The sequence below is a fragment of the Nocardia sp. A7 genome (genome assembly GCF_046549215.1).
Classification (GTDB): domain Bacteria; phylum Actinomycetota; class Actinomycetes; order Mycobacteriales; family Mycobacteriaceae; genus Nocardia.
This window is the reverse complement of sequence record NZ_JAJPWE010000002.1, coordinates 835,411-855,510: the sequence shown is the minus strand read 5'-3', so window position 1 is coordinate 855,510 and position 20,100 is coordinate 835,411. Positions and strand designations below refer to the sequence as shown.

Genomic DNA, 20,100 nt, shown 5'->3' with positions numbered 1-20,100 from the left:
CGAAGGATTCGACGATGACCCTGCTGATCCGGCGCTCCGAGCTCGCGCTGCCCGCCTGCAACGACCACATGTTCGCCAAAGCACTTGCCAGCGGCGCAGATCTGGTGTTTCTCGATCTGGAAGACGCGACCCCGGAAGCACTCAAGGAGCCGTCGCGGGAGAAGGTGATCACCGCCCTCACCACGATGGACTGGGGAAACACTGTCCCCGCGATCAGGATCAACGGCCTCGACACTCGCTGGTGCCACGACGACATCATCGAGGTGGTCTCCCGCGCCGGGGCGCATCTGCACACGATCGTGGTCCCCAAAGCATGCACCGCGCGGGACGTGTGGTGGGTCGACGTGCTGCTGACACAACTCGAGGAGAAGCTCGGCCTGACCCACCGCATTCGCCTCGAAGTACTGATCGAAGAGGTGGAAGGACTCGCCAACGCCGAAGCGATCGCCGTCGCCAGCTCCCGGATCGACGCGCTCATCTTCGGCGTCGGCGACTTCTCGCTGTCCCAGGGCGCCCGGGTGGACACCAACTTCGAACCGCTGGGCGACTATCCCGGCGACTTCTGGCACTACGCCCGCAACAAGGTGCTCGTCGCCGCTCGCATCGCGGGCATCGATGCCATCGATGCACCTTTCCCCGACTACGGCAACCTCACCGGCTACGAACGCGACGCACGGCGCTCCTCGCTGCTCGGCTACACCGGCAAGTGGGCGATCCACCCGAACCAGGTTTCGATCGCCAACGCGGTCTACTCCCCCACTCCCGAGGAAATCGCGCTCGCCGAACGCAATATCGCCGCCTACCGGGAAGCCGAAGCCAACGGACGTGGTGCCGTCGGTGTCGACGGGGTCCTCGTCGATGCCGCACACATCAAGATGGCGCAGGCGACACTCGCCCGCGCCACCGCGATCGACCCCCACTCTCGCGCGATCCCTGCCCGGAGCTGATCGGCCATGACTCTTTCCGCAGCCACGCACGGTTTCACCGAGGTAGCCACCGAACCGCCCTCGCTCCGACAGGCATTCGCCACCTTCCCCAGCTCCGTCGTCGCGATCTGCGCGCAGGTGGGCGACACCGCACACGGGATGGCGGTCAGCACGTTCGTCCCCGTTTCCCTGACACCGGCCATCGTCTCCTTCTGCGTCCAACGAACATCGCAAACCTGGCCGCCGCTGAGCAGAGCGACCCGCCTGGGATTGAGCCTGCTCAGCGTCGACCAGACGAGCGCCGCCCGATCCCTCGGAACCAAACACGGCGACCGCTTCCGAGACCTGACGATGATTCCGGGGACCGACGGTGCCCTGCTGGTCGGCGGAGCCGCCGCATGGCTGGAAGCGACACCGTCGGCCAGCATCCCGGCCGGTGACCACCTGGTGGTCCTGGTTCACCTCACCCGCGTCGCAGTCGGCACCGAGGCCGACCCCTTGGTCTTCCACGACAGCCGCTTCCGCCGCCTACACGACACACAATGAGGGAACTTGGCGCTTCCTACCGCGTTTCGGCGTCACCCTGTCTCGGATCGACGCGCTCGAGCCTGGTCCAACCGACCCAGCCCCGCTGCCTCAGCAGTTCGATCAGTCGCCGGGTAGACGGCGCGGTATCGAGTGCCAGTGCGTCGAGCAGCTCGACCAGAGCTGGCTCGAAGCCGCCGCCGACGTAGTCCGCGCCCTGCTCATCGGCCAGCTGGGTGAGATAGGCGGCCATGTTGTCGACCAGCTCGATCAGCATTTCGTCGTTGTCGGTCCGGTCGAGTGCTTCGCCCAGGGTGAGATAGAAGTCGACGAGCTGCGGATGGGCGATTTCGGCTCGCTTGCGTGCCATCAACTCCGGGACTCGCTCGGGTGAGTGCGCGGCCAGCGGGATCCAGCCGTCGCGTTCGATCTCGACGACCCGTTCGTCGACACCGAGCGCCCGCAGGTGGTCGAGAAACTCGACTATCTCCGTCGGCAGCGCCAGACTGTCCCCCGCGGCGAGGCGGGCGATCCGTTCGCGGTGCCGCTGCCGCTGCCGGATCTCCGCCCGCAACCGCTGATCGATGTCCGCGACCGCCGTCGCGAACTCTGCGGGGTCAGCATGGAGCAGCTCTCGTACCCGCGCCAACGGGACCCCGGCCCCGGCGAGGGTTCGAATTCTTATCAGCTCGACCACGGCGCTTGGGTCGTACCTGCGATAGCCGGAGTGGTCTCGCTCGGGCTCCGGTAGCAGCCCTTTGGCGTGATAGTGCCGCACAGCGCGCACCGTTACTCCGGCATACGATGCAAGCTCGCCTATGGTCAGCATCGGACCAGTCTCCTAGGCCTGGAAGCGGTTCAAGAGCCCGCCTGGTCAAAAGAAGTATGTGCACTGCGGATGATCTGGGCGACTTCCTTGACGTGGGTGACGACCAGCCCGTGACCTGCGTCCAACAACGACAGGGAAATGTCCGGCCGTTCGTGGAGCAGCCGATCGATGCCGGCCCGCCAGAGCCGATTGTGCCGCGGCACCCGCCCTTCGCCGCTGTCACCGGCCATCGAGGTCGACATGATCATGCGGACCGGATGGTCGATCGTGCGGTACCGGTCGATGATTCCGGACCCGACCACATCGATCTCGACAGTGATTCCGGACCGGATCACATCGAGCTCGAGATTGAGGTCCAGAATTTCCTGGCCGGTGAGCAGCACCTGACGCGCAGTGCCCCTGACGGTCTCCAGGTGCGTGGCCAGGTTCTCCCAGACCACCCGCAACTCCGGTAGGTCTGTCTCGGTGATGAACGGTGCGGGTATCGGGTTCGCCCCGTCGATGACACCGAGTTCGCCGACATTGTCGGGATTTTCGTCGGCGTAGTGGACGACCAGGTCCGCGCCGTACGAGTGGCCCGCGAGCACGGGTGCCGAGGGCAGGCCGTGGCGGCGCAGCTCCGCCATCACGGCGACGAAGTCGCCGAGGAACACCTCGAAGGAGTACTGGTCAGCAGCGGAGGAAAGGCCATGGCCCCGTAGGTCGAAGGTCACCACGTCGAAGTCGCGCCGCAGCATCTCGATGAGTTCGTGCAGCTCGGCCTGTGTCGAAGCCAAACCGGGGCACAGCACCAACGGTCGCCCTTCGCCGCCGCGAGACACCGGAATCGTGACGCCGTCGTGGCGGACCGTGAATTGATCAACTGTCGTAGTCATGCCGACCATGCTGAGGGGCTACCCCTGCGTCAGGGTCAACCCCTCACCCCAGCCCGAGCCGGTGGTGACCGGCTCGAGCTGTCGGATCAGACTCGGGTCATGGTGGAGGAGTATCCGCCGCCGCCCGGATAGACCCATTCGCCGGTGACTGTTGTCCCGGCCGCGTCGAAGGTGCCCCGGTAATAGGCGGGACTGTCCTTGGCGCCTGCCCAGATGGTGAGGGTGTCACCGGTCAGTTCGTAGACGTAGTCGAAGGTTCGGCCGACGGAGTCGTAATAGCGCGAGGCCACGTCCGCACCGGTCGGCTCACCGAACGGGCGCAGGTTGCCGATTACCTCCATGCCGGTGACCGGGTGGCCGTCCTGGGCCAGGTCGATGTGCTGAATCAGGAAGAACCGGCCCGCCATCCATTCGTAGCGCACGGTTCCCTGCGCGCCCCCACTGACTCGCCAGGTGCCGACCAGACGGTCCAGCGTCCGAAGTTCGGGGGTGGGCTGTGGTTGGGTCTCGATCATCTCGTCCTCCTCGGTAAGGGGGTGTTCTTTCGCTGCTACCTCGGAGCCGCGGTGTGGCTCTCGACATTTCGCGTCATGTGATCTGAATCACTTTTCGAGCTGTCGAGATCTCGTCACCAGCTCCGAGGTAGCAGCGAAAGACCCCATCGAGGAAGGACAAAGCCATGACTCGCGCAATGACTGCCACCCCTACCCGGCACACACCGAAGCGGGCATCCGACCGACTGTTGCTCGCGGGCGCCGCCGCCGGACCACTGTTCTTCGCTTCGGCGATCACCCAGATGCTCACCCGCGAGGGTTTCGACATCACCCGGCATCCGATCAGCCAACTCGCCACCGGAGATCTCGCCTGGATCCAGATCGCGACGTTCGTGAGCGCAGGCGCGGGCGCGCTGGCACTGGCGGTCGGCCTGCGCCGCACTGTCTTCGAGGGAACCGGGCGGCGCGCGCTGCCGATTCTGGTGGGACTCTTCGGCGCGGGGCTCATCGCGGCCGGGCTCTTCACCATGGATCCGGAGAACGGATTCCCGGCGGGCACCCCGGACGAGCCGGTCGCGCAGATGTCCTGGCACAGCGTCGCGCACTCGGCGGCCGCCGCCGTGGCTTTCACCGCGCTCGCCGCTGCCGCCCTCGTGCTGAGCGTGCGGTGTGCTCGCCGCCGCGCGGTCTTGCCAGCCGCGGCGAGCGCGGTCGCCGGTCTCGTGCTGCTGGTACCGATCTCACCTGAGTACATGAGCGTCCAGATCGCGGTCAACGGCATGATCGCGTTCACGTGGACCACCGTGGTGGCGGTATCCCAGCGGCGCCTCGTATGACCGAACCACCCGCTCAGTTACCGTCGACGAACCACCCGTCAGGAGGACAGACCATGAAATATTTGCTCCTCGGCTACACCCCGACCACCGCCTGGGACGCGGCGACCGCCGACACGCCTTCCGCGGAGGCGTTGGCGGCGTTCGCCACCTATCAGCGGTTGGAACAAGAACTGATCGCCGCCGGCGAGTTCGTCGCCAGCGAGGGCCTCGGCCACCCGGTGGTCAGCACCACCGTGCGCAGAACCGCAGACGGCGTGGTGGCCACCGACGGGCCCTTCGCGGAACTGAAGGAGGTCCTGGCCAGCTTCGCGGTCATCGAGGTCACCGGTCACGAGCGAGCCGTCGAGATCGCCGCCCGCATCGTCGAGGTGCTCGGCGAACCGATCGAGATCCGCCCGATCATGGGTGCGGACTTCACCGCGTGACCCCCGACATCGAGGACCTGATGCGCACCGAAGCGCCGCAGGTCCTCGGGGCTCTGGTGCGCCGCTTCGGGCACTTCGACATCGCGGAGGACGCGGTCCAGGAAGCACTGCTGATCGCGGCTCGGACCTGGCCGCGGGACGGCATCCCGGACAACCCACGCAGCCGCCTCATCCGGATCGCCTACCGGCGGATGATCGACATGCTGCGTTCGGACCGGGCGCGCCGCCGCCGTGAAGTCGAAGCGGCGGCCATGGCCGAACCCGCGCGAGCCGCGCAGCCCAGCGACGTCGACGACAGCCTGACCCTGCTGCTGTTGTGCTGTCACCCCGCGCTTGGCCACTCTGCCCAGGTCGCCCTCACGCTGCGCGCGGTCGGCGGACTGACCACCGCCGAGATCGCACACGCCTACGGCACGACCGAGGCCACCATGGGCACCCGGATCAGCCGCGCCAAACAACAACTCGTCAAAGCCGGCGCGCGCTTCACGCCATCGACCGACGTCGACCGGGACAGCCGCCTGGCCGCTGTGCTGCGCGTGCTCTACCTCATCTTCAACGAGGGCTACACCGCCACCACCGGTGGTGATCTGGTCCGGATCGACCTCACCGGCGAAGCCGTTCGACTGACCAGAATGTTGCACGCCACCCTGCCCGCGAATGCCGAGGTAACCGGACTGCTCGCGCTGATGCTGCTCACTGAATCCCGGCGCGCGGCACGCACGCACGCCGGTGAACTGGTGCCCCTCGACGAGCAGGACCCTGCCCGCTGGAACCGTGACCTGATCGCGGAGGGAACCACGCTCATCGACGGCGTCTGGAACCGCGCCCCCGCGGGTCCTTACCAAATCCAGGCCGCCATCGCCGCAGTGCACGCCGCAGACTCCCCGGGCGGGACCGATTGGCCCCAGATCGCGATTCTCTACCTGTGGCTCGAACGACTCAGTCCGACCCCACCCGTCCAGCTCGCCCGGGTCGTGGCTGTCGCCCACGCCCACGGCCCCGCGCGCGGACTGGCCCTGCTCGACGATCTCAACCGACACCACCACCTCGATCACAACCCGCTCATCCGGCAACGCGAACTCGCCGTCCGCGCCCATCTCCTGCAGCAAACCGGAGACCTCGCCACCGCGGCACGTCTGGTCCGGCAGGCAGCCGACCTGACCGGCAACCACGTCGAACAACGCTATCTCCGCAACAAGGCCGACCGACTCGACTGACCGGCGAATTTCCTACGCCCGGGACTTCGAGGTCATCAGACTCAGCAATCCGACATCCTCGGCCAGCGCGCCGTCCTGGCCGAGTGCGGTGAAGTCGGCCTCGACGTCGGAAATCGCGAGCCTGCCCGCGCGCACCGCTCGGTAGCGCACAGCCGACCAGAGGAAGACGTCGAGGTTGTCGAAGCGGGTCCCGCCCTCGAGCACGTCCTCCTCGTGGAACCACACCGCGACCTGACCGGTGGTGAGCACGACATAGAGGTTGCCGCCGCCGTCGGCGCCGATGGAGAACACGTCCGCGTCGGTCAGTTCGGTGGTGTAGTCCGCGTCGAGAATCTCGCAGCCGTTGTCGGCGAAGTCGAAGGCGTAGGACCAGTCGAAGATGTCGAGGAACTGCGGCAGCCGACCGGAGCGGACCCGGCGGTCGAATGCCGCGAGTGCGGCAGCGTCGACAGGGGCCAGTTTTGCGAGAAACGGCGCCACCGAACGGGTTTCGGCCGGGACGATGACCGGTTCGTCGTCCGGGAACCAGCGGGCGAGATCGGCATCGAGGCCACGATCGGTGTAGCCGACGAGGTCGGCGAGGGTGAGCGTCACGCTGCGATTGTAGGAACGACCCAGGGGCAGCGGGAGTCGAGAGTGCCCACTCGTCCGGTCTCCTCGAAACCATCTGCCCCGCAGAAGAACACATCATTTCCCGGTGGCCTGATTGACTGCGCGGAGCCCGGGTATGCGGTCGGAGAGAGCGAGCACCCGCACCGGGTGCTCGCTGGCACGTAAAGATGATGGGAGTAGACCATGCTCGGTCTCGGAATTCTCGGATGGATCATCATCGGCGGACTCGCCGGATGGATTGCCAGCAAGATCATGAAGACCGACGCACAGCAGGGGATCCTGCTCAACATCGTCGTCGGTATCGTCGGCGGCCTGCTGGGTGGGTTCCTGCTCAAACTGCTGGGTGTCGATGTCAACGGCGGCGGACTGTGGTTCAGCTTCTTCACCTGCATCGTCGGTGCTGTCGTTCTGTTGTTCCTCGTCGGTTTGGTCACCGGACGTCGCGGCGTATCGCGATAACTGCCACTGAACCGGCACAACCTCAGTGCACGGCCCGCAGCCTTCAAGCTGCGGGCCGCCTCTGTGACCACACCGTCCCAGAACGAGGAGAGCTCGATGCTCATGAGACGAACGGACCCTCGTGTCCACCGCTTGGGTCGCGTCGCCTTGTTGGGTGCTCTCATATCGGCGGGAGTCATCGCCTGTGCGACGACGACCGGTTCGTCAGGCCGTGAAGCGGGCTCTGCCCTGATCGGTCAAGCCGCCGGTGCGCGGTTGTGCGAGGCGATATGGGCCGATCTCGACGACTGGCGTCGGCACGGCAGCGCCATTGCTCGCGTGAAGTTCAACGGCACCGTCCACATCTGGGCGCTGCGCAACGGTGCGATCAATATTTCCCTCGCACGCCATCGCGACGCGATCGATGCGGTGACGCGCGACCAGTGCCCCACCGCACGCGAACAGACCAAACAGATCATCGACACCGTGGATCTGGCCTCGGGACTCGTGGGTTTCTGATTTCGCGAGACCGATACAGATCAGTGACGCGACTCGGCCGGATTGAGTGATCTCCGGTTGGGTATGCGGGGATCAATCAGCACAAAGCCAGAGTTCTCACACTTCGAGGGAGTATCGATGTCCACTGATGCAATAGTGCTTCTGCGCGAAGATCACAAGGCGATCCGAAAACTGTTCCGAGACTTCGAAAAAGCTGGTCATGACGCACACGCCACCAAGGGGCGTCTTGTCACGAAGATCATCGAAGCACTGACCGTGCACACCTATCTCGAGAATGAATGCATGTATCCAGAGGTGCGTAAACTGCTTCCCGAGCTGGAAGACGACATTCTCGAATCGTACGAAGAACACCATGTCGCCGATGTGCTGGTGATGGAGCTGGCGGCGATGAAGCCCGACGATGAGCGTTTCACCGCCAAGGCCACCGTGCTGATCGAGAACGTCGACCATCATATCGACGAAGAAGAAGATGAATGGTTCCCGAAGGTTCGAGAAAAGCTGGGGCGCAAGCAGCTTCAGGAAATCGGTGCCCGGATGCTCGAATTACGCAAGAAGGCGCCGACTTCACCTGACCAGCCCGGAGCGGTGAAGAAAGCAGTACACGCGATGACCGCCTGATACGTTCGGCATGCGGTTCGTCTTGCCACAGCGGACGCCATCAACTCTGAATTGAGGCCGAATGCCCACAAAGTCAGGAAGCAGTCGCCGCCGATGACCCGCCCCGAAAACGATCGACCCGACCGGCGCCACCGCCGTCCTCCCGGTGTCGACGACCGCACTGTCGAAGCCGTCGGCAAGCTGTCCGAGGCACTGGAGACGACCGAACGGGCCCGTGGGAGTTTGTACGCATTCCATCAGCTCACCGGTGGCGCCGACCTCGCGCTGGGCGAGGCGGTGGATTTGCTCCGTGCGGCCGGTCACCACACCCTCGCCGATCGGATTGCGACCGAGTTGGTCGGCCGCAATGTATTAGCTGATCGGTGGACCTTCCAGATCGTCGAGGAATACGACAACGGCTATTACACGCTGTTCCGCGAGCTCGAAAAGGTCGTCCGCGATGAACTTGTCGACGGCCGCACCCACCTCTACGAGGCCGAGATGAAGGAGTCACGGCGCTCACACGGTCTTCCCGGCCACGAGGCCAAACCAGAATAGGACCTTTCCGTACTGATCGGCCGCACTTGCCGCTCGAAGATATTGGTACAAGGTCGTTTTGGTGCCATACCGACACGACCGCGTACCTCCTGTTTGCGCTTTCGGACCCCGGGTAGGCAAGGACTGTACGAGTTGCAGGGCCTCCAAGGCTTGCAGCTGTGACCGAATCCAGTCTGTGGCGGCGACGCAGGCAGGCTGGGGAAGGAGTACCCGTGAGCACGGTAGCCGCAACTGTCGATGTGGACGTCCCGATCCGCACCGCCTACAACCAGTGGACCCAGTTCGAAACCTTCCCGCAGTTCATGGAGGGAGTCGAGCAGGTGAATCAGCTCGACGACCGACACACCCACTGGCGCATCCACGTCGGTCCAGCGACGCGGGAGTTCGACGCCACCATCACCGAACAGCACCCGGACGAGCGGGTCGCGTGGAAATCCGACAGTGGACCCGACCATGCCGGGGTCATCACTTTCCACCGTCTCGACGACACTCACACCCGGATCACCGCGCAGATGGATGTCGACCCGGAAGGTTTCATCGAAACCGCCGCCGACAAACTGGGCGTGCTGAAGCACCGCGTGAACGGTGATATGAAACGCTTCAAGCAGTTCATCGAGAGTGAGGGCCACGCGACCGGAGCGTGGCGTGGCGATATCCCGCGCCCCGACGCGGGGATCTGACCAGCGACGCTGACGGCAGCGGCCGGGATTCCCCGGCCGCTTTTGCCGTGGAAGACGCGCTGAAATCCGTCGGCAGCCGTATCAGGGAGGAATCGTGGACATTACAGAACTGATCCTTGATGATCACCACGAGCAGCGTCGCCTGTTCGCGATCCTGGAACAGATCAACCGCAAGGACACCGACGCGCTTTCCGCGATCTGGGACAGGCTCGCGGCCTTTCTCGAGCTACACGCGCTGGCCGAGGAGGAGATCTTCTACCCTGCGTTGCTCCAAGTGGGCATCGCGGCCAACCGCACGGGCCCGGTGGAGGACGAGACGCTCGACGCCATCCACGATCACAACGACATCAGAGACGCGGTGGCCGACGTAAAGCGTCATCAAGTGGGCACCGACGACTGGTATGCGGCTGTCGCGGCAGCCAACCTCGCCAACAGCGACCATATGGCCGAGGAAGAACGCGAAGGCCTCACCGACTTCCGGCGCTTGGCCGGACTGGCACAGCGCCATCAACTCGCCGTCACCTTCGCCGCCTTCGAGGCGCGCAACTATGCCGGAGTGCGGGCCGTCGACAAGGATCCCGAGAGCTACGTCCGCGCGGCAGAGAAGGTACAGAGCCCGCCGAGCGGATCGCTCACGGTGGGCAGCCTGAAACGGCACTGACCAGTGCGGCCGTCGCGGTGACGTCACTGCTGGTATTCAGTGCTCCGCAAGGCTTCGGCTACCGCCTCGAGCCGCGCCTGCGCCTGGCCGGACAATCCGGCCGCGCATGTGCACAGCCTGCGCAGACCAGGGTCCTCGAGGTGGACGACCAGGTCGTTGTCGTGCGCGATCATCGCCGCAGCGGATTCGATATCGCCATTTTCAGTTCCGTCGAGCTGCTGAGCTGGACTCGAAATCACCATGGCGGTCTCCTAGGGTGTCCTCGCACGGCGCGGGGACTTCACGCGGAATTCCCTTCTCCGGCAACATCAAACAGCCCAACGCAGATTAGCCCGAAGTTTGCCTCGGGCTGATCTGCGTCCGAATCCGGGGGTCTGATTCGGCCTTCATGTCCTAATCGGCGGGCCAGGTCCCGGTCAGTGACTTGTAGCCGGTCGCGCCCGCACGGTCCACAGCCGCCTTGACCAGACCGAAGACCGCGCCCTGCAGCGCGGCGGCGAGCAGGACCTCACGCCAGGTGTGGTCGCGTGCGGTCGCCGACGGCGGTTCCTCGCCTCCGGCCACCACACCCCAGACCCGGTTGAACACCGCGCCGGCGGCGACACCACCGAGCACTCCGACGACCATGCCGAGCGGCCGGTACATCGTCGTCATGACCGACGCCGCCGTGCCAGCAACCAGATCACGGCCGTAGCGGAGATCGCAGCCGCCGCCACCGGCACCGCGTTCCGGCGAGCCACCTCAGCAGCCTGCTTGCCACGTTCGATCACCGGCTCGGGAACTGAGGACTCGATCTTCTCCGTCACCTGCCGGGTCTTCTCCGTGGCAACGGCCTGCACCTGATCGGCCTTCGCCTTGGCAACGGCCTGCACCTGGTCGGTCTTCGCCGTGGCGGTCGCCTGCGCTTGGTCGACCTTCGCCTTGGCGGTGGCCTGCACCTGATCGGCCTTGTCCCGCGCCTGGTCGGCGGCGGCCAGTGCCTGATACTTCGCGTCGGTGACCCGGTCCTCGGCCGCTTCGGCCGTCTCGTGACCCTTCTCCTTCGCGCGGGCGGGCACATCCGGATTGTCGGTCAACTCGGCCACGATCTCACCGAGTTCCTGCTGTGCCTGGTCGCGGTCCCGACGCAGTGCTTCCTGCTCGTTGTGCTCGTTCATCGACTACTCCCGTCCTTGACGATCTCGACGTCTTGCTTGCGGCTGTCCGCCATTCGCGGGCGGTCCGGTGTGCGAGTTCGCCATGGCATTGCCTCCTTATTCGGGTGCGTCTCTCGGGGGGAGGACGGGTTCATATTCGGGCGACTGGCCCTGTTCGATGCGGCGGCCGCGAGCCAGTTCGGCGTCGAATTCGGCACCGAGCAGGACAGCGACATTGCTGAGCCACAGCCACACCAGGAAGACGACGGCACCGGCCAGGGAGCCGTACACCTTGTTATAGGAGCCGAAATTGGCCACGTACAGGGTGAAGCCGGCCGAGGCGACGATCCACAGCAGTACCGCGAGCACGCTGCCCGGCGAGAGCCACCGGAATCCCGGCTGCTGCGCGTTGGGCGCGGCCCAATACAGCAGGGCGACCCCGAGACTGGCGAGGACAGCGAGTACCGGCCACTTGGCGATGTCCCAGATCAGCACACCGACCGAGCCGACACCGAGCCACTCCCCCGCCGCTTCGGCGAATCTGCCGGTGAACAGCACCCCGGTCACGCACAGCGCGATCAACAGCACCATCACCGCGGTGAGCCCGAAGCGCAGCGGCAGCGTCTTCCAGATCGGGCGGCCTTCTTCGGTGTCGTAGACCGTGTTGGACGCCCGGATGAAGGCCCCGATATAGCCGGAAGCCGTCCACAGCGCCGTCACCATGCCGATGATCGCCAGCGGACCGGCCAGCCCGCGGGAACCTTGCAACTCCCGGATCGCGTCGATGAGCAGGGCGGTTCCGGGACCGGTGCCGAGCTGCTCGATGGTCTGCAGGAGTGAGTCGGTCGCCGAGGGGTCGAGCAGCCCGAGTACCGCGGTGAGCACGATGATGCCGGGAAACAGCGACATCACGCTGTAGTAGGTGAGCGCAGCGGCCCAATCGGTCACATTGTCTTCCAGGAACTCGGTCACGGTGCGGCGCAGCACGCCCCACCACGACCGCCTGCGCAGCGTCGAAGGCCCCGCCGACCAGTCCTGCGCCGCAGGCTCGCGCTCGGCAACACTCTCCGACATCACCCATCTCCTCCCGATCGTCGGCTGCTTACCCGACATCGGAGGAGCCAAACGGCAGCTGCGGTCACCGGTCAGGCAGCGAGCCCGGCCGACTCGAAGTGGGACACCACTTTCAGGCAGGGGCGGGTCGGTGTTGCTCGATCAGCGTGCGTGCCATGGCCTGAGCCCTACGCGCGGCGAGCACATCGCCTTCGACCGCGGAGATGATGGATCCCTTCATCAGGATGTGCCAGGACCGGGCGAACTCATCAGGATCACGCAGGTCGGCCGCTCGCGCCCGTTGGCTCACGATCGCGCGGATGTTGTCCAGATACTGGATGCTGGCCTGGCCGGCCGGATGCGCGGTGCCCAGCTCGAGCAGGACGTTGATGAACGAGCAGCCGTCGAAATCCTCCCGCTTTTGGAACCAGTCGTGAAACACGTCGAAGATCGCCAGTAGCTGCTGTTCGGGTGTGGCTCCGCGAAGTCGAGACTGCTGTTCGATGAGCCCCAGCGTCCACAGTTGCTCCCGGCGCTCCAATACCGCCAGTACCAGGTCATTCTTGCTACGAAAATGGCGGTACAGGGTGGCCTTTGCCACGCCCGACACCTCGATGACCTCATCTGTGCCGACAGCCTGGATACCGCGGCGGGTGAACAATTCGTAGGCGGCACTCAGCAGCCGTTCCCGAGCCGAAATGGCGAGTGGTGCGGTCCGATGGTCCTGCGGCGTTTCCATATCACCTTTCACGGTACTGAGCCTTAAGGTATACAGACAGCCCTGTCTCTGGTAGACATGAAGTAACGGTCGGCTGTGTCTACAGCGTTTTCCCGACCGCCCACGGTGCGCAAGCGCCACATCGGAGCCCAGATGAGCGACATCATCGAGCCTTCCAGATCCGGTTCGTCAGCCCTACCCGCACCCCAGCGGATGAACCAGACCCTGACACCGACGTCATCGAGCACCCTCGATCATGCCTACCACATCGTGGGCCTGCCGGTTTTCACCGCAGCGTCGATGCCTGAATAAAAATCTCTGAATAACCCTCCTGAGCTGCTTTCGTGCAGCCGGATTCCTCCCTTTTCGGTGTCGAGAACCCTGCGCCTTCCGGGATTTTCCGCAGCACAGCCCATTTCGGTGGTGCTGCCCAATACGACAAAAGCTCTCGCTGCCGCGACAGGCGCGAGGTGTCGAATCATCGGAGCCACATGAGTATCCTCATCGACCCGGCCCTCGACCAGAAATCCAGTGCACCGCTCGCAGCGGATTACGGTGCACGGCTGAGTTTCACGTGTCGGCGGACCTTCGCCGACGCGCCCGGCAGTGGTAGCGCGGGCACCCGTTGACCGCGCAGGCAGAGCGTCCCGACGACCCGCGCACGGCCTATGAACACGCCGAGCCTTGGTTCGAGGAGATCGCCGCGGCCGAGGACAAGGTCAAGAAGGTCTTGTTGCGACGCGAGTTGATCGAACGGTGTCTCCCGTTGGCGCAGAACATCGCCAGCCGATACAGCGGCCGCGGAGAGTCGTACGAGGATGTGCTCCGAGCCGCCTCGGTGGGCCTGGTCCATGCTGTCGACCGATTCCAGGTCGAACAGGGCACCGCGTTCCTGTCCTTCGCCATCCCGATCATTCATGGCGAGGTTCGCCGCTGCTTCCGTGACAGCACCTCGACGGTGCGAGAACCTCGTCGAACCGCAGACATCCAGCAGCGACTGGGGAGGTGCATCGAGGCACTGCTGCAGCGGTTGGGTCACCCGCCTACGGCCTACGAGATCGCCGCCGAGCTCGACGTCGAACTCGGTGAAGTGACGCGGGCGTTGATCGCGGGCAATGCCTATTCCGCCGGGCCGATCGACACCGTCGAACGCGAGGACGACGAACCCGGCGACGCCTACTTCGACGATTGCTCCCCCGTCGCGCCGCTGCTGGCACAACTGCCCCGACACGAACGCCGAGTCCTGGAGCTGCGGTTCTTCCTGTACAAGAACCAGGCCGAGATCGCGGCCGAACTCGGTGTCTCCCAGCTGGACATCTCCCGCACCCTCACCCGCGCCTTGGGTCGGCTGCGTGAGCAGGCCATCAGCAAAGCAACCGAGGAAGGATCTCGATGACGCGGCCTGAAACACCACGAGGAAAACAGTCATGAACGGTGATCTCAACGGACCCGCCCGCACCCCGGAAGTCCCGGCTCCGGCCGCCAAGGAGCAGCAGACACCGTTCGTGCGGTGGCCCGAACCCAGCCCGCTACATGACTGGTGGACCGCGATCATGGAGGGCGCCGACCCGCGCATCAGGCCGTCCACGCTCCGAACCGTCGGCCAACGGGCAGACCGCCTGCGCCCCGCCTGATCGGACAATATAGTGACCGGATGCGTGGACGATTTCGAATCCTGGTGCATTCGACCGCAATAGCCGCTGCCCTGGCGTTGCCGACCCTGCCTCCCGCGGCCGCCGATCCAGCTCCCGACGGCTGCGCGGAGGTCCGGGTCGTCACCGTCCGAGGCACCCTCGAACCGCAGTTCGGCAGCTTGCTGCTCACGCCGCTGGGCCAGCGGATCGCCCAGGAATCCGGCCGTCGCACCACGGTGACCGAACTCGAATATCCGGCCTCGATGAACCCGGACAGCGCGGTGCGCGGGATAGCGAATCTCACCACGCTCCTGAACGACACCGCCGCCGCTTGCCCTGACCAGCGGCTCGTCCTACTCGGCTACTCGCAGGGCGCGCGCGTCATCGGCAAGACCCTCGACACGCGAAACGCGTTGACAGCACAGGCGGCGGCGCGGATCGACGCCATCGCGCTGTTCGGCAGCCCGCTGTTCAACGGCGCGGAACCCTACAACCGCGGCAGCTACGATCCCGCCCTGTCCGGCACCGGCGCACTGCCCGTCGGCGCGCTCGCGGAATTCGCCGACCGGCTGCGCGACTACTGCAATGCCGGTGACCGGGTGTGCCAAGGCGGCGACCCGGCTGCCGGGTTCGGAAATGCTGCGAGCTATGGCCATGTCGCGTACTTCGTCAACGACAACCGTGACCAAGCCGCGGCTTTCGTCCGCGAACAGCTCGGCTGATATCCGTCGAAACGTCGTATGTGCTGCGCCACGTGACAGTCGTGATCGGGTTACCGGCCGAGGCCCGGGTTCGGCGACGGTGTTTCGGGCATCGCACCTGTCGTTGCCAGAATCGTCGCCGCGACCAGTTTCGGATCGTCGATCATCGGCACGTGTCCGACGCCGGGCAGGATCTCGAAGCGGGCCTGCGGTAAGCGGTTCCGGGCGATACGGCCATTGATCGCCGCCGGCAGGATGGCGTCCTTGGCCGACCAGGCCAGGGTGATCGGACACGGCAACTCCGCCATCGGGGCTATCTGCTCCTCGGTGGCGAGCAGGTCTTCGGTGACGGCGCATTCGATGAGGTCCGTGGCTGCCGACAGGGCTTGAGACGGCGTCAAACGGTCTGCGCGACAAGCGATATCGCGCATCGAGAGCCGTCGAACCGATGCCGATCGGACGGCCAGCGGTTGGACCCGGTGGGTCAACCGGACAAGGGTGGCCATGCGGCGCAGTTTCCTGACGCCGTCGGTCTGTCCGTGACCACCGCCATCCCAGAATCCGGCGGGCGAGAGCGCACAGACACTCGATGCCCGGCCTCGCAGGGCGAGTTCGATGGCCATCCAGCCGCCGAGTGAGTTTCCCGCGAGATGGGCCTTGTCGATCCCCCGGTCGTCCAACATCCGCTCGGCCGCGTCGACGACATCGCGCACGCTGACCGGCCGCTGCCCCGCCGCCGGCCCACCCCGATGGCCGAGCGCGGTCAGGGCGATCACCTCATGGTGCTCGGTCAAGTGCGGGACGACGTCGTCCCACGCCGACGCCGACATGGTGACGCCATGGAACAGGACTACTGCGGACCGATCGGAACCCATGAGCAAAGATAACTCACCGCGAACCCCGACATATTTGCGCCGTCAACGAGTCCTGACCATCGGTTGCGGCGGGACCAGGACGCTGCTGCGCGCGAATTGTCCGGGCGTCGTGCCCACGATGCGTTTGAAGTGTCGGATCAGGTGCGGCTGATCATGAAAACCGGTAGCGGCGGCCACATCTCGCGCTGGCATGCCGCCCAGCAGCAGCGGACGAGCGAGATCGACCCGGCGCGAGATCAGGTACTGGTGCGGTGGCATGCCGAACTCGCGACTGAACGCGCGGATCAGATGGGTGGAATCGGCGTGCAGAACCGCCGCCGCCTCGGTGAGGGAAATGCCTTCGGCGGCACGGGAATCGAGCAGGCCGCGCAGGCGGTGCGCCAACGCCGGGTCGGCCCGCCGCGCCGACGGGTCGGTGCCGCGCAGCAGGTCGCGAAGCCGCTCGTGGATGAGCGCGAGGCGACTGGCGGACTCCAGTTCCTCGCCGGGGTCCGCCAGTGCCGCGTGCAACTGGCGGATGCGCCGGTGCAGCAGTGGGTCGGTGAAGGTGGGCGAGTCCACGGCGTACCCGATCATCGCTTCGGAGAAATGGGCATGGTCGAGATACAGAACTCGCTTGCGGAACCCGCGCGCGGTCGCGGCCTGGCCATTGTGCGGAACATACGGCGGAAGCAGCGAGACCACCGAGCCGAGGGCCCCGTGTTCGTGCCGGTCGAGGTCGTAACGGACCGCACCGTCGTCGACGATCAGCAGCGTCCAGGAATCGTGGGCGTGCATCGGATAGACGTGCCCGACGAAATGGGCATGAAAGACTTCGACGATGCCCGGCACCCGCGGCTGCCAGGCCCTGACCTGTTCGACCGCGTTGCCGACAACCATGCCAGGATCGTACAAGCCTCGGCGGGCCGGTCGAGGGCAGAGTCATCGGCATGGAGAGCGTTCGATTCGACACCAAGATCGCGGTACTGCTCCGCGATGACCTGCAGACCTGGCAGCGGCTGAATGTGACCGCATTTCTGATCAGTGGACTCGGTAGCGCGGTACCGGAGGTGATCGGCGAACCGTACGAGGACGCCGACGCGACAATCTACCTCCCGATGTTCCGGCAGCCGGTGCTCGTCTTCGAGGGCAGCAAGGAGACGCTGCACGGCGCGCACGGTAAGGCGCTGGCACGAGGAGTGCCGACGGCGGTGTTCACCTCGGACCTGTTCAACACCGGAAACGACGGGGACAATCGCGCCGCGGTGCGAGCGGTCCGCACCGACGATCTCGACCTCGTCGGTATCGCCGTGTACGGACCGCGCAATGTCGTGGACAAGACGCTCAAAGGCGCGCGAATGCATCCGTGAACCGAACACCGCGGTCTGTCCCCGAGCCGATTGGCCCGGGGACAGCGAGCTCCGACCTACGGAACTGCCGGTAGGCCTATGTCCGGGTCCTCGGTGTCGTCGGTGGAGTCCTTGCCTCACTTCGGTGCTGGTCCCACCAGGAGGCGCTGTCGCGGTCGGGCAGGTTCGAATCTTTCGGTGGCACCGGCGCATTCTGTATGCCGAGGACTCGCAGCCGCCAGTCGTCCTCACGGATCGACGCCACGATGCGGACGGGGACGACTGCCGTGAGCAGCAGGTAGTTACCCACGCAGATCATCAGACATACCGGGGGAACGGACACCACGATCGCGGTCCCGAGGGTTCCCATCTGGATCGGATCGCGGGAGATGGACAGCAGGTTTCCGCAGATGCTGCACAGCACGGCGGCCACGAGCAACAACTCGTAGACCCGCACCAGCGAGGTGGCCTTCTCGTCGCGGATGCCGACCAACGTGATGAAGGTGCAGGCGAGGAGCGCGACGGTGAGGCCGACCACCACCGGCCACAACCAGGTCAGATGGCCAGGAACTCCGACCACCTGCGCGAGGGTGGAGGTGAAGGTGAAGGATGCGATCGCCGCAGCGACAACCAACGCAGACCCTAAGCCCACAAGTAGCTTCGGCACCGTGACGGGAATATGGCGAGGGAAAGGGTCTGTGTGGTCCATCAGGTTCCATCCTACGGGCTATGGTCGCCAAATATGCAGGCACTCAACAGAGTACGGCCACCCGCAGATCAGCCGCCGAACTCGAAGCCTCGACGCCGAAGGTGATGCGAACCATGCGCGGTGTCAACCGCACCGCCCGACGGACCTGGAAGCGTCTCCTAGGTCATCGTCGGGCGGCGCACAGTTACTCGTAGCCAGTGCTCAGCCCGCGGCCACTTCGCTGCGGTCACCGCTCCACAGCGTGTGGAACTTGCCCTCCGCGTCGACGCGCTCATACGTATGCGCGCCGAAGAAGTCACGCTGGCCCTGGGTGAGGGCGGCAGGCAGGCGCTCGGCACGCAGCGCGTCGTAATAGGACAGCGACGACGCGAAGGCCGGAACCGGGATCCCGAGCAGGGTGGCGCTGGACACCACCCGCCGCCAGCTATCGATCGCCGTCTCGATGGCCTCACGGAAGTATGGTGCGAGGATCAGGCTCGGCAGGGCGGGGTCCTGCTCGTAGGCTTCCTTGATCCGGTTCAGGAACCGAGCCCGGATGATGCAGCCGCCGCGCCAGATCGTCGCCATGTCGCCGGGGTGCAGATCCCAGCCGTATTCGGCGCTGCCCGCGGCGATCTGGTCGAAGCCCTGTGCGTAGGCGACGACCTTGGACGCGTACAGCGCCTGCCGGATGTCCTCGGTGAACTGCTCGACATCGGTGGGCTTGTCGGCGAGCGTGCCCGACGCCAGTCCCACCGCGGCTTTGCGCTGGGCGCGGGAGCCCGACAGCGCCCTGGCGAAGACCGCCTCCGCGATACCGGTCACCGGAACACCCAGATCGAGCGCGGACTTGACCGTCCAGCGGCCGGTGCCCTTCTGCTCGGCGGCGTCGACGATGACGTCGACCAGCGGCTTGCCGGTCTTCGCGTCGACCTGCGCGAGCACCTGCGCGGTGATCTCGACCAGGTAGCTCTCCAGGTCCCCGGAGTTCCACTGCGTGAACACCTCCGAGATCTGCCCGGCGTCGAAACCGAGCGCGTCACGGAACAGGTGGTAGGCCTCGCCGATCAACTGCATGTCGGCGTACTCGATGCCGTTGTGCACCATCTTGACGAAGTGCCCGGAACCGTCGGGGCCGATGTGGGTGCAGCACGGAGTGCCGTCGACCTGCGCGGCGATCGACTCCAGCAGCGGGCCGAGCGACTCGTAGGACTCCTTCGGCCCGCCCGGCATGATCGCGGGACCGTTGAGCGCGCCCTCCTCGCCGCCCGAGATGCCCGCCCCGACGAAGTTCAGCCCGCGTTCACGCAGGGCGGCCTCACGGCGAATCGTGTCGGTGTAGAGGGCATTTCCGCCGTCGATGATGATGTCGCCCGGCTCCATCGCGTCGGCGAGTTCGGCGATGACGGTGTCGGTCGCCTCGCCCGCCTTGACCATGATCAGCACCCGTCGCGGTTTCTCCAGCGCGGCGACGAACTCCTCGACGGTCTCGGTGCGGACGAAATCGCCGTCGCCGCCGTGCTCGGCGAGCAGCGCGTCGGTCTTGGCCACGGAACGGTTGTGCAGCGCGACGGTGTAGCCGTGCTTGGCGAAGTTGCGGGCGATATTGCTACCCATCACAGCCAGGCCGGTGACACCGATGTGCGCACGCGCGGTAGAGGTCGACATTGATCAGTTCTCTCAATTCGTCGGGTCCAGTGAGTGTGCGAAAGACAGCTTCCGCGGCTTCGTCGGCCGATATTCCGATCGACGTGCCTCACCGGCCAAGTTACTGG

30 protein-coding genes are annotated in these 20,100 nt (G+C 65.6%); 17 read left to right on the top strand and 13 right to left on the bottom strand.

Translation table 11 applies throughout. From position 1 onward, the window contains the following. Positions 1-14: 14 nt before the first annotated feature. Positions 15-947 carry an HpcH/HpaI aldolase/citrate lyase family protein gene (locus ACLJPD_RS15370; RefSeq protein ID WP_410872795.1) on the top strand — a complete coding sequence of 311 codons (933 nt, stop codon included), beginning with the start codon at positions 15-17 and terminating at the stop codon, positions 945-947. A gap of 6 nt (positions 948-953) precedes the next feature. After that, the gene (locus tag ACLJPD_RS15365; protein WP_410872794.1) at positions 954-1,472 is read left to right on the top strand and encodes a flavin reductase family protein; all 519 of its coding nucleotides are present in this window, start codon (positions 954-956) and stop codon (positions 1,470-1,472) included. 16 nt (positions 1,473-1,488) lie between these two features. Here ACLJPD_RS15365 and ACLJPD_RS15360 read toward each other — a convergent pair whose 3' ends face one another. From ACLJPD_RS15360 to ACLJPD_RS15350, 3 genes are all read right to left on the bottom strand, one after another. After that, positions 1,489-2,280, bottom strand: coding sequence for a MerR family transcriptional regulator (locus ACLJPD_RS15360; RefSeq protein WP_410872793.1), 792 nt, complete (start codon positions 2,278-2,280; stop codon positions 1,489-1,491). A gap of 29 nt (positions 2,281-2,309) precedes the next feature. Further along, positions 2,310-3,155 (bottom strand): alpha/beta fold hydrolase, encoded by an 846-nt coding sequence (locus tag ACLJPD_RS15355; RefSeq protein ID WP_410872792.1) that lies wholly within the window; start codon positions 3,153-3,155, stop codon positions 2,310-2,312. A gap of 86 nt (positions 3,156-3,241) precedes the next feature. Next, positions 3,242-3,670 (bottom strand): hypothetical protein, encoded by a 429-nt coding sequence (locus ACLJPD_RS15350; RefSeq protein ID WP_410872791.1) that lies wholly within the window; start codon positions 3,668-3,670, stop codon positions 3,242-3,244. 164 nt (positions 3,671-3,834) lie between these two features. Here ACLJPD_RS15350 and ACLJPD_RS15345 point away from each other — a divergent pair, with 164 nt between their 5' ends. The 3 genes from ACLJPD_RS15345 to ACLJPD_RS15335 are packed head-to-tail and all read left to right on the top strand — an operon-like array spanning position 3,835 to position 6,127. After that, positions 3,835-4,485: a DUF998 domain-containing protein gene (locus ACLJPD_RS15345; RefSeq protein WP_410872790.1), complete on the top strand. Its 651-nt coding sequence runs from the start codon at positions 3,835-3,837 to the stop codon at positions 4,483-4,485. 53 nt (positions 4,486-4,538) lie between these two features. Continuing rightward, the gene (locus ACLJPD_RS15340) at positions 4,539-4,910 is read left to right on the top strand and encodes a YciI family protein (RefSeq protein ID WP_410872789.1); all 372 of its coding nucleotides are present in this window, start codon (positions 4,539-4,541) and stop codon (positions 4,908-4,910) included. Beyond that, on the top strand, positions 4,907-6,127 hold the full coding sequence (locus ACLJPD_RS15335; RefSeq protein ID WP_410872788.1) for an RNA polymerase sigma factor: 1,221 nt from the start codon (positions 4,907-4,909) through the stop codon (positions 6,125-6,127). Before ACLJPD_RS15340 ends, ACLJPD_RS15335 begins: the two co-directional genes overlap by 4 nt. A gap of 12 nt (positions 6,128-6,139) precedes the next feature. Here the strand turns inward: ACLJPD_RS15335 and ACLJPD_RS15330 are convergent, their stop codons facing one another. Then, positions 6,140-6,721 (bottom strand): hypothetical protein, encoded by a 582-nt coding sequence (locus tag ACLJPD_RS15330; RefSeq protein WP_410872787.1) that lies wholly within the window; start codon positions 6,719-6,721, stop codon positions 6,140-6,142. 201 nt (positions 6,722-6,922) lie between these two features. Between ACLJPD_RS15330 and ACLJPD_RS15325 the strand changes: the two genes are divergently transcribed. The 6 genes from ACLJPD_RS15325 (at position 6,923) to ACLJPD_RS15300 (ending at position 10,192) form a co-directional block, all read left to right on the top strand. Then, complete coding sequence (locus ACLJPD_RS15325) at positions 6,923-7,198, top strand: GlsB/YeaQ/YmgE family stress response membrane protein (protein WP_410872786.1); 276 nt, start codon at positions 6,923-6,925, stop codon at positions 7,196-7,198. 150 nt (positions 7,199-7,348) lie between these two features. Further along, positions 7,349-7,696: a hypothetical protein gene (locus ACLJPD_RS15320; protein WP_410872785.1), complete on the top strand. Its 348-nt coding sequence runs from the start codon at positions 7,349-7,351 to the stop codon at positions 7,694-7,696. A gap of 117 nt (positions 7,697-7,813) precedes the next feature. Further along, a complete protein-coding gene (locus ACLJPD_RS15315) occupies positions 7,814-8,314 on the top strand; it encodes a hemerythrin domain-containing protein (RefSeq protein ID WP_410872784.1) in 501 nt (166 codons plus the stop codon). Positions 8,315-8,407: 93 nt separating this feature from the next. After that, positions 8,408-8,851 carry a hypothetical protein gene (locus tag ACLJPD_RS15310; protein ID WP_410872783.1) on the top strand — a complete coding sequence of 148 codons (444 nt, stop codon included), beginning with the start codon at positions 8,408-8,410 and terminating at the stop codon, positions 8,849-8,851. A gap of 212 nt (positions 8,852-9,063) precedes the next feature. Next, on the top strand, positions 9,064-9,531 hold the full coding sequence (locus ACLJPD_RS15305) for an SRPBCC family protein (RefSeq protein WP_410872782.1): 468 nt from the start codon (positions 9,064-9,066) through the stop codon (positions 9,529-9,531). A gap of 91 nt (positions 9,532-9,622) precedes the next feature. Then, positions 9,623-10,192 (top strand): hemerythrin domain-containing protein, encoded by a 570-nt coding sequence (locus ACLJPD_RS15300; protein WP_410873418.1) that lies wholly within the window; start codon positions 9,623-9,625, stop codon positions 10,190-10,192. A gap of 23 nt (positions 10,193-10,215) precedes the next feature. On the opposite strand, the gene ACLJPD_RS15295 is transcribed toward ACLJPD_RS15300, so the two are convergent. From ACLJPD_RS15295 to ACLJPD_RS15275, 5 genes are all read right to left on the bottom strand, one after another. Then, positions 10,216-10,434 (bottom strand): hypothetical protein, encoded by a 219-nt coding sequence (locus ACLJPD_RS15295; RefSeq protein WP_410872781.1) that lies wholly within the window; start codon positions 10,432-10,434, stop codon positions 10,216-10,218. Positions 10,435-10,585: 151 nt separating this feature from the next. Next, positions 10,586-10,846, bottom strand: a complete 261-nt coding sequence (locus ACLJPD_RS15290; RefSeq protein ID WP_410872780.1) for a DUF4235 domain-containing protein — start codon at positions 10,844-10,846, stop codon at positions 10,586-10,588. Continuing rightward, on the bottom strand, positions 10,843-11,349 hold the full coding sequence (locus ACLJPD_RS15285) for a hypothetical protein (protein ID WP_410872779.1): 507 nt from the start codon (positions 11,347-11,349) through the stop codon (positions 10,843-10,845). Before ACLJPD_RS15285 ends, ACLJPD_RS15290 begins: the two co-directional genes overlap by 4 nt. 96 nt (positions 11,350-11,445) lie before the next feature. Beyond that, positions 11,446-12,402 carry a YihY/virulence factor BrkB family protein gene (locus ACLJPD_RS15280; RefSeq protein ID WP_410872778.1) on the bottom strand — a complete coding sequence of 319 codons (957 nt, stop codon included), beginning with the start codon at positions 12,400-12,402 and terminating at the stop codon, positions 11,446-11,448. Positions 12,403-12,514: 112 nt separating this feature from the next. Continuing rightward, positions 12,515-13,120, bottom strand: coding sequence for a TetR/AcrR family transcriptional regulator (locus ACLJPD_RS15275; RefSeq protein ID WP_410872777.1), 606 nt, complete (start codon positions 13,118-13,120; stop codon positions 12,515-12,517). Between the two features lie 132 nt (positions 13,121-13,252). Here ACLJPD_RS15275 and ACLJPD_RS15270 point away from each other — a divergent pair, with 132 nt between their 5' ends. The 5 genes from ACLJPD_RS15270 (at position 13,253) to ACLJPD_RS15250 (ending at position 15,455) form a co-directional block, all read left to right on the top strand. After that, positions 13,253-13,411 carry a hypothetical protein gene (locus ACLJPD_RS15270; protein ID WP_410872776.1) on the top strand — a complete coding sequence of 53 codons (159 nt, stop codon included), beginning with the start codon at positions 13,253-13,255 and terminating at the stop codon, positions 13,409-13,411. Between the two features lie 179 nt (positions 13,412-13,590). Then, positions 13,591-13,728, top strand: coding sequence for a hypothetical protein (locus ACLJPD_RS15265; RefSeq protein ID WP_410872775.1), 138 nt, complete (start codon positions 13,591-13,593; stop codon positions 13,726-13,728). Further along, positions 13,725-14,495, top strand: coding sequence for a sigma-70 family RNA polymerase sigma factor (locus tag ACLJPD_RS15260; RefSeq protein ID WP_410872774.1), 771 nt, complete (start codon positions 13,725-13,727; stop codon positions 14,493-14,495). The genes ACLJPD_RS15265 and ACLJPD_RS15260 overlap by 4 nt, the downstream gene beginning before the upstream one ends. Positions 14,496-14,526: 31 nt before the next feature. Next, complete coding sequence (locus tag ACLJPD_RS15255) at positions 14,527-14,733, top strand: hypothetical protein (RefSeq protein WP_410872773.1); 207 nt, start codon at positions 14,527-14,529, stop codon at positions 14,731-14,733. A 20-nt stretch (positions 14,734-14,753) separates the two neighbouring features. Next, positions 14,754-15,455 carry a cutinase family protein gene (locus ACLJPD_RS15250; RefSeq protein WP_410872772.1) on the top strand — a complete coding sequence of 234 codons (702 nt, stop codon included), beginning with the start codon at positions 14,754-14,756 and terminating at the stop codon, positions 15,453-15,455. A 50-nt stretch (positions 15,456-15,505) separates the two neighbouring features. Here ACLJPD_RS15250 and ACLJPD_RS15245 read toward each other — a convergent pair whose 3' ends face one another. Beyond that, positions 15,506-16,309 carry an alpha/beta fold hydrolase gene (locus ACLJPD_RS15245; RefSeq protein WP_410872771.1) on the bottom strand — a complete coding sequence of 268 codons (804 nt, stop codon included), beginning with the start codon at positions 16,307-16,309 and terminating at the stop codon, positions 15,506-15,508. Between the two features lie 42 nt (positions 16,310-16,351). Continuing rightward, a complete protein-coding gene (locus tag ACLJPD_RS15240) occupies positions 16,352-17,188 on the bottom strand; it encodes a helix-turn-helix domain-containing protein (protein ID WP_410872770.1) in 837 nt (278 codons plus the stop codon). A gap of 50 nt (positions 17,189-17,238) precedes the next feature. On the opposite strand from ACLJPD_RS15240, the gene ACLJPD_RS15235 reads away from it, so the two are divergent. Continuing rightward, positions 17,239-17,658, top strand: a complete 420-nt coding sequence (locus tag ACLJPD_RS15235; protein ID WP_410872769.1) for a DUF2000 family protein — start codon at positions 17,239-17,241, stop codon at positions 17,656-17,658. Between the two features lie 76 nt (positions 17,659-17,734). Here ACLJPD_RS15235 and ACLJPD_RS15230 read toward each other — a convergent pair whose 3' ends face one another. Both ACLJPD_RS15230 and gndA read right to left on the bottom strand, forming a co-directional pair. Continuing rightward, positions 17,735-18,271 (bottom strand): DUF2637 domain-containing protein, encoded by a 537-nt coding sequence (locus tag ACLJPD_RS15230; RefSeq protein WP_410872768.1) that lies wholly within the window; start codon positions 18,269-18,271, stop codon positions 17,735-17,737. 276 nt (positions 18,272-18,547) lie between these two features. Then, positions 18,548-19,993 carry an NADP-dependent phosphogluconate dehydrogenase gene (gene gndA / locus ACLJPD_RS15225; RefSeq protein ID WP_410872767.1) on the bottom strand — a complete coding sequence of 482 codons (1,446 nt, stop codon included), beginning with the start codon at positions 19,991-19,993 and terminating at the stop codon, positions 18,548-18,550. Positions 19,994-20,100: the final 107 nt, after the last annotated feature.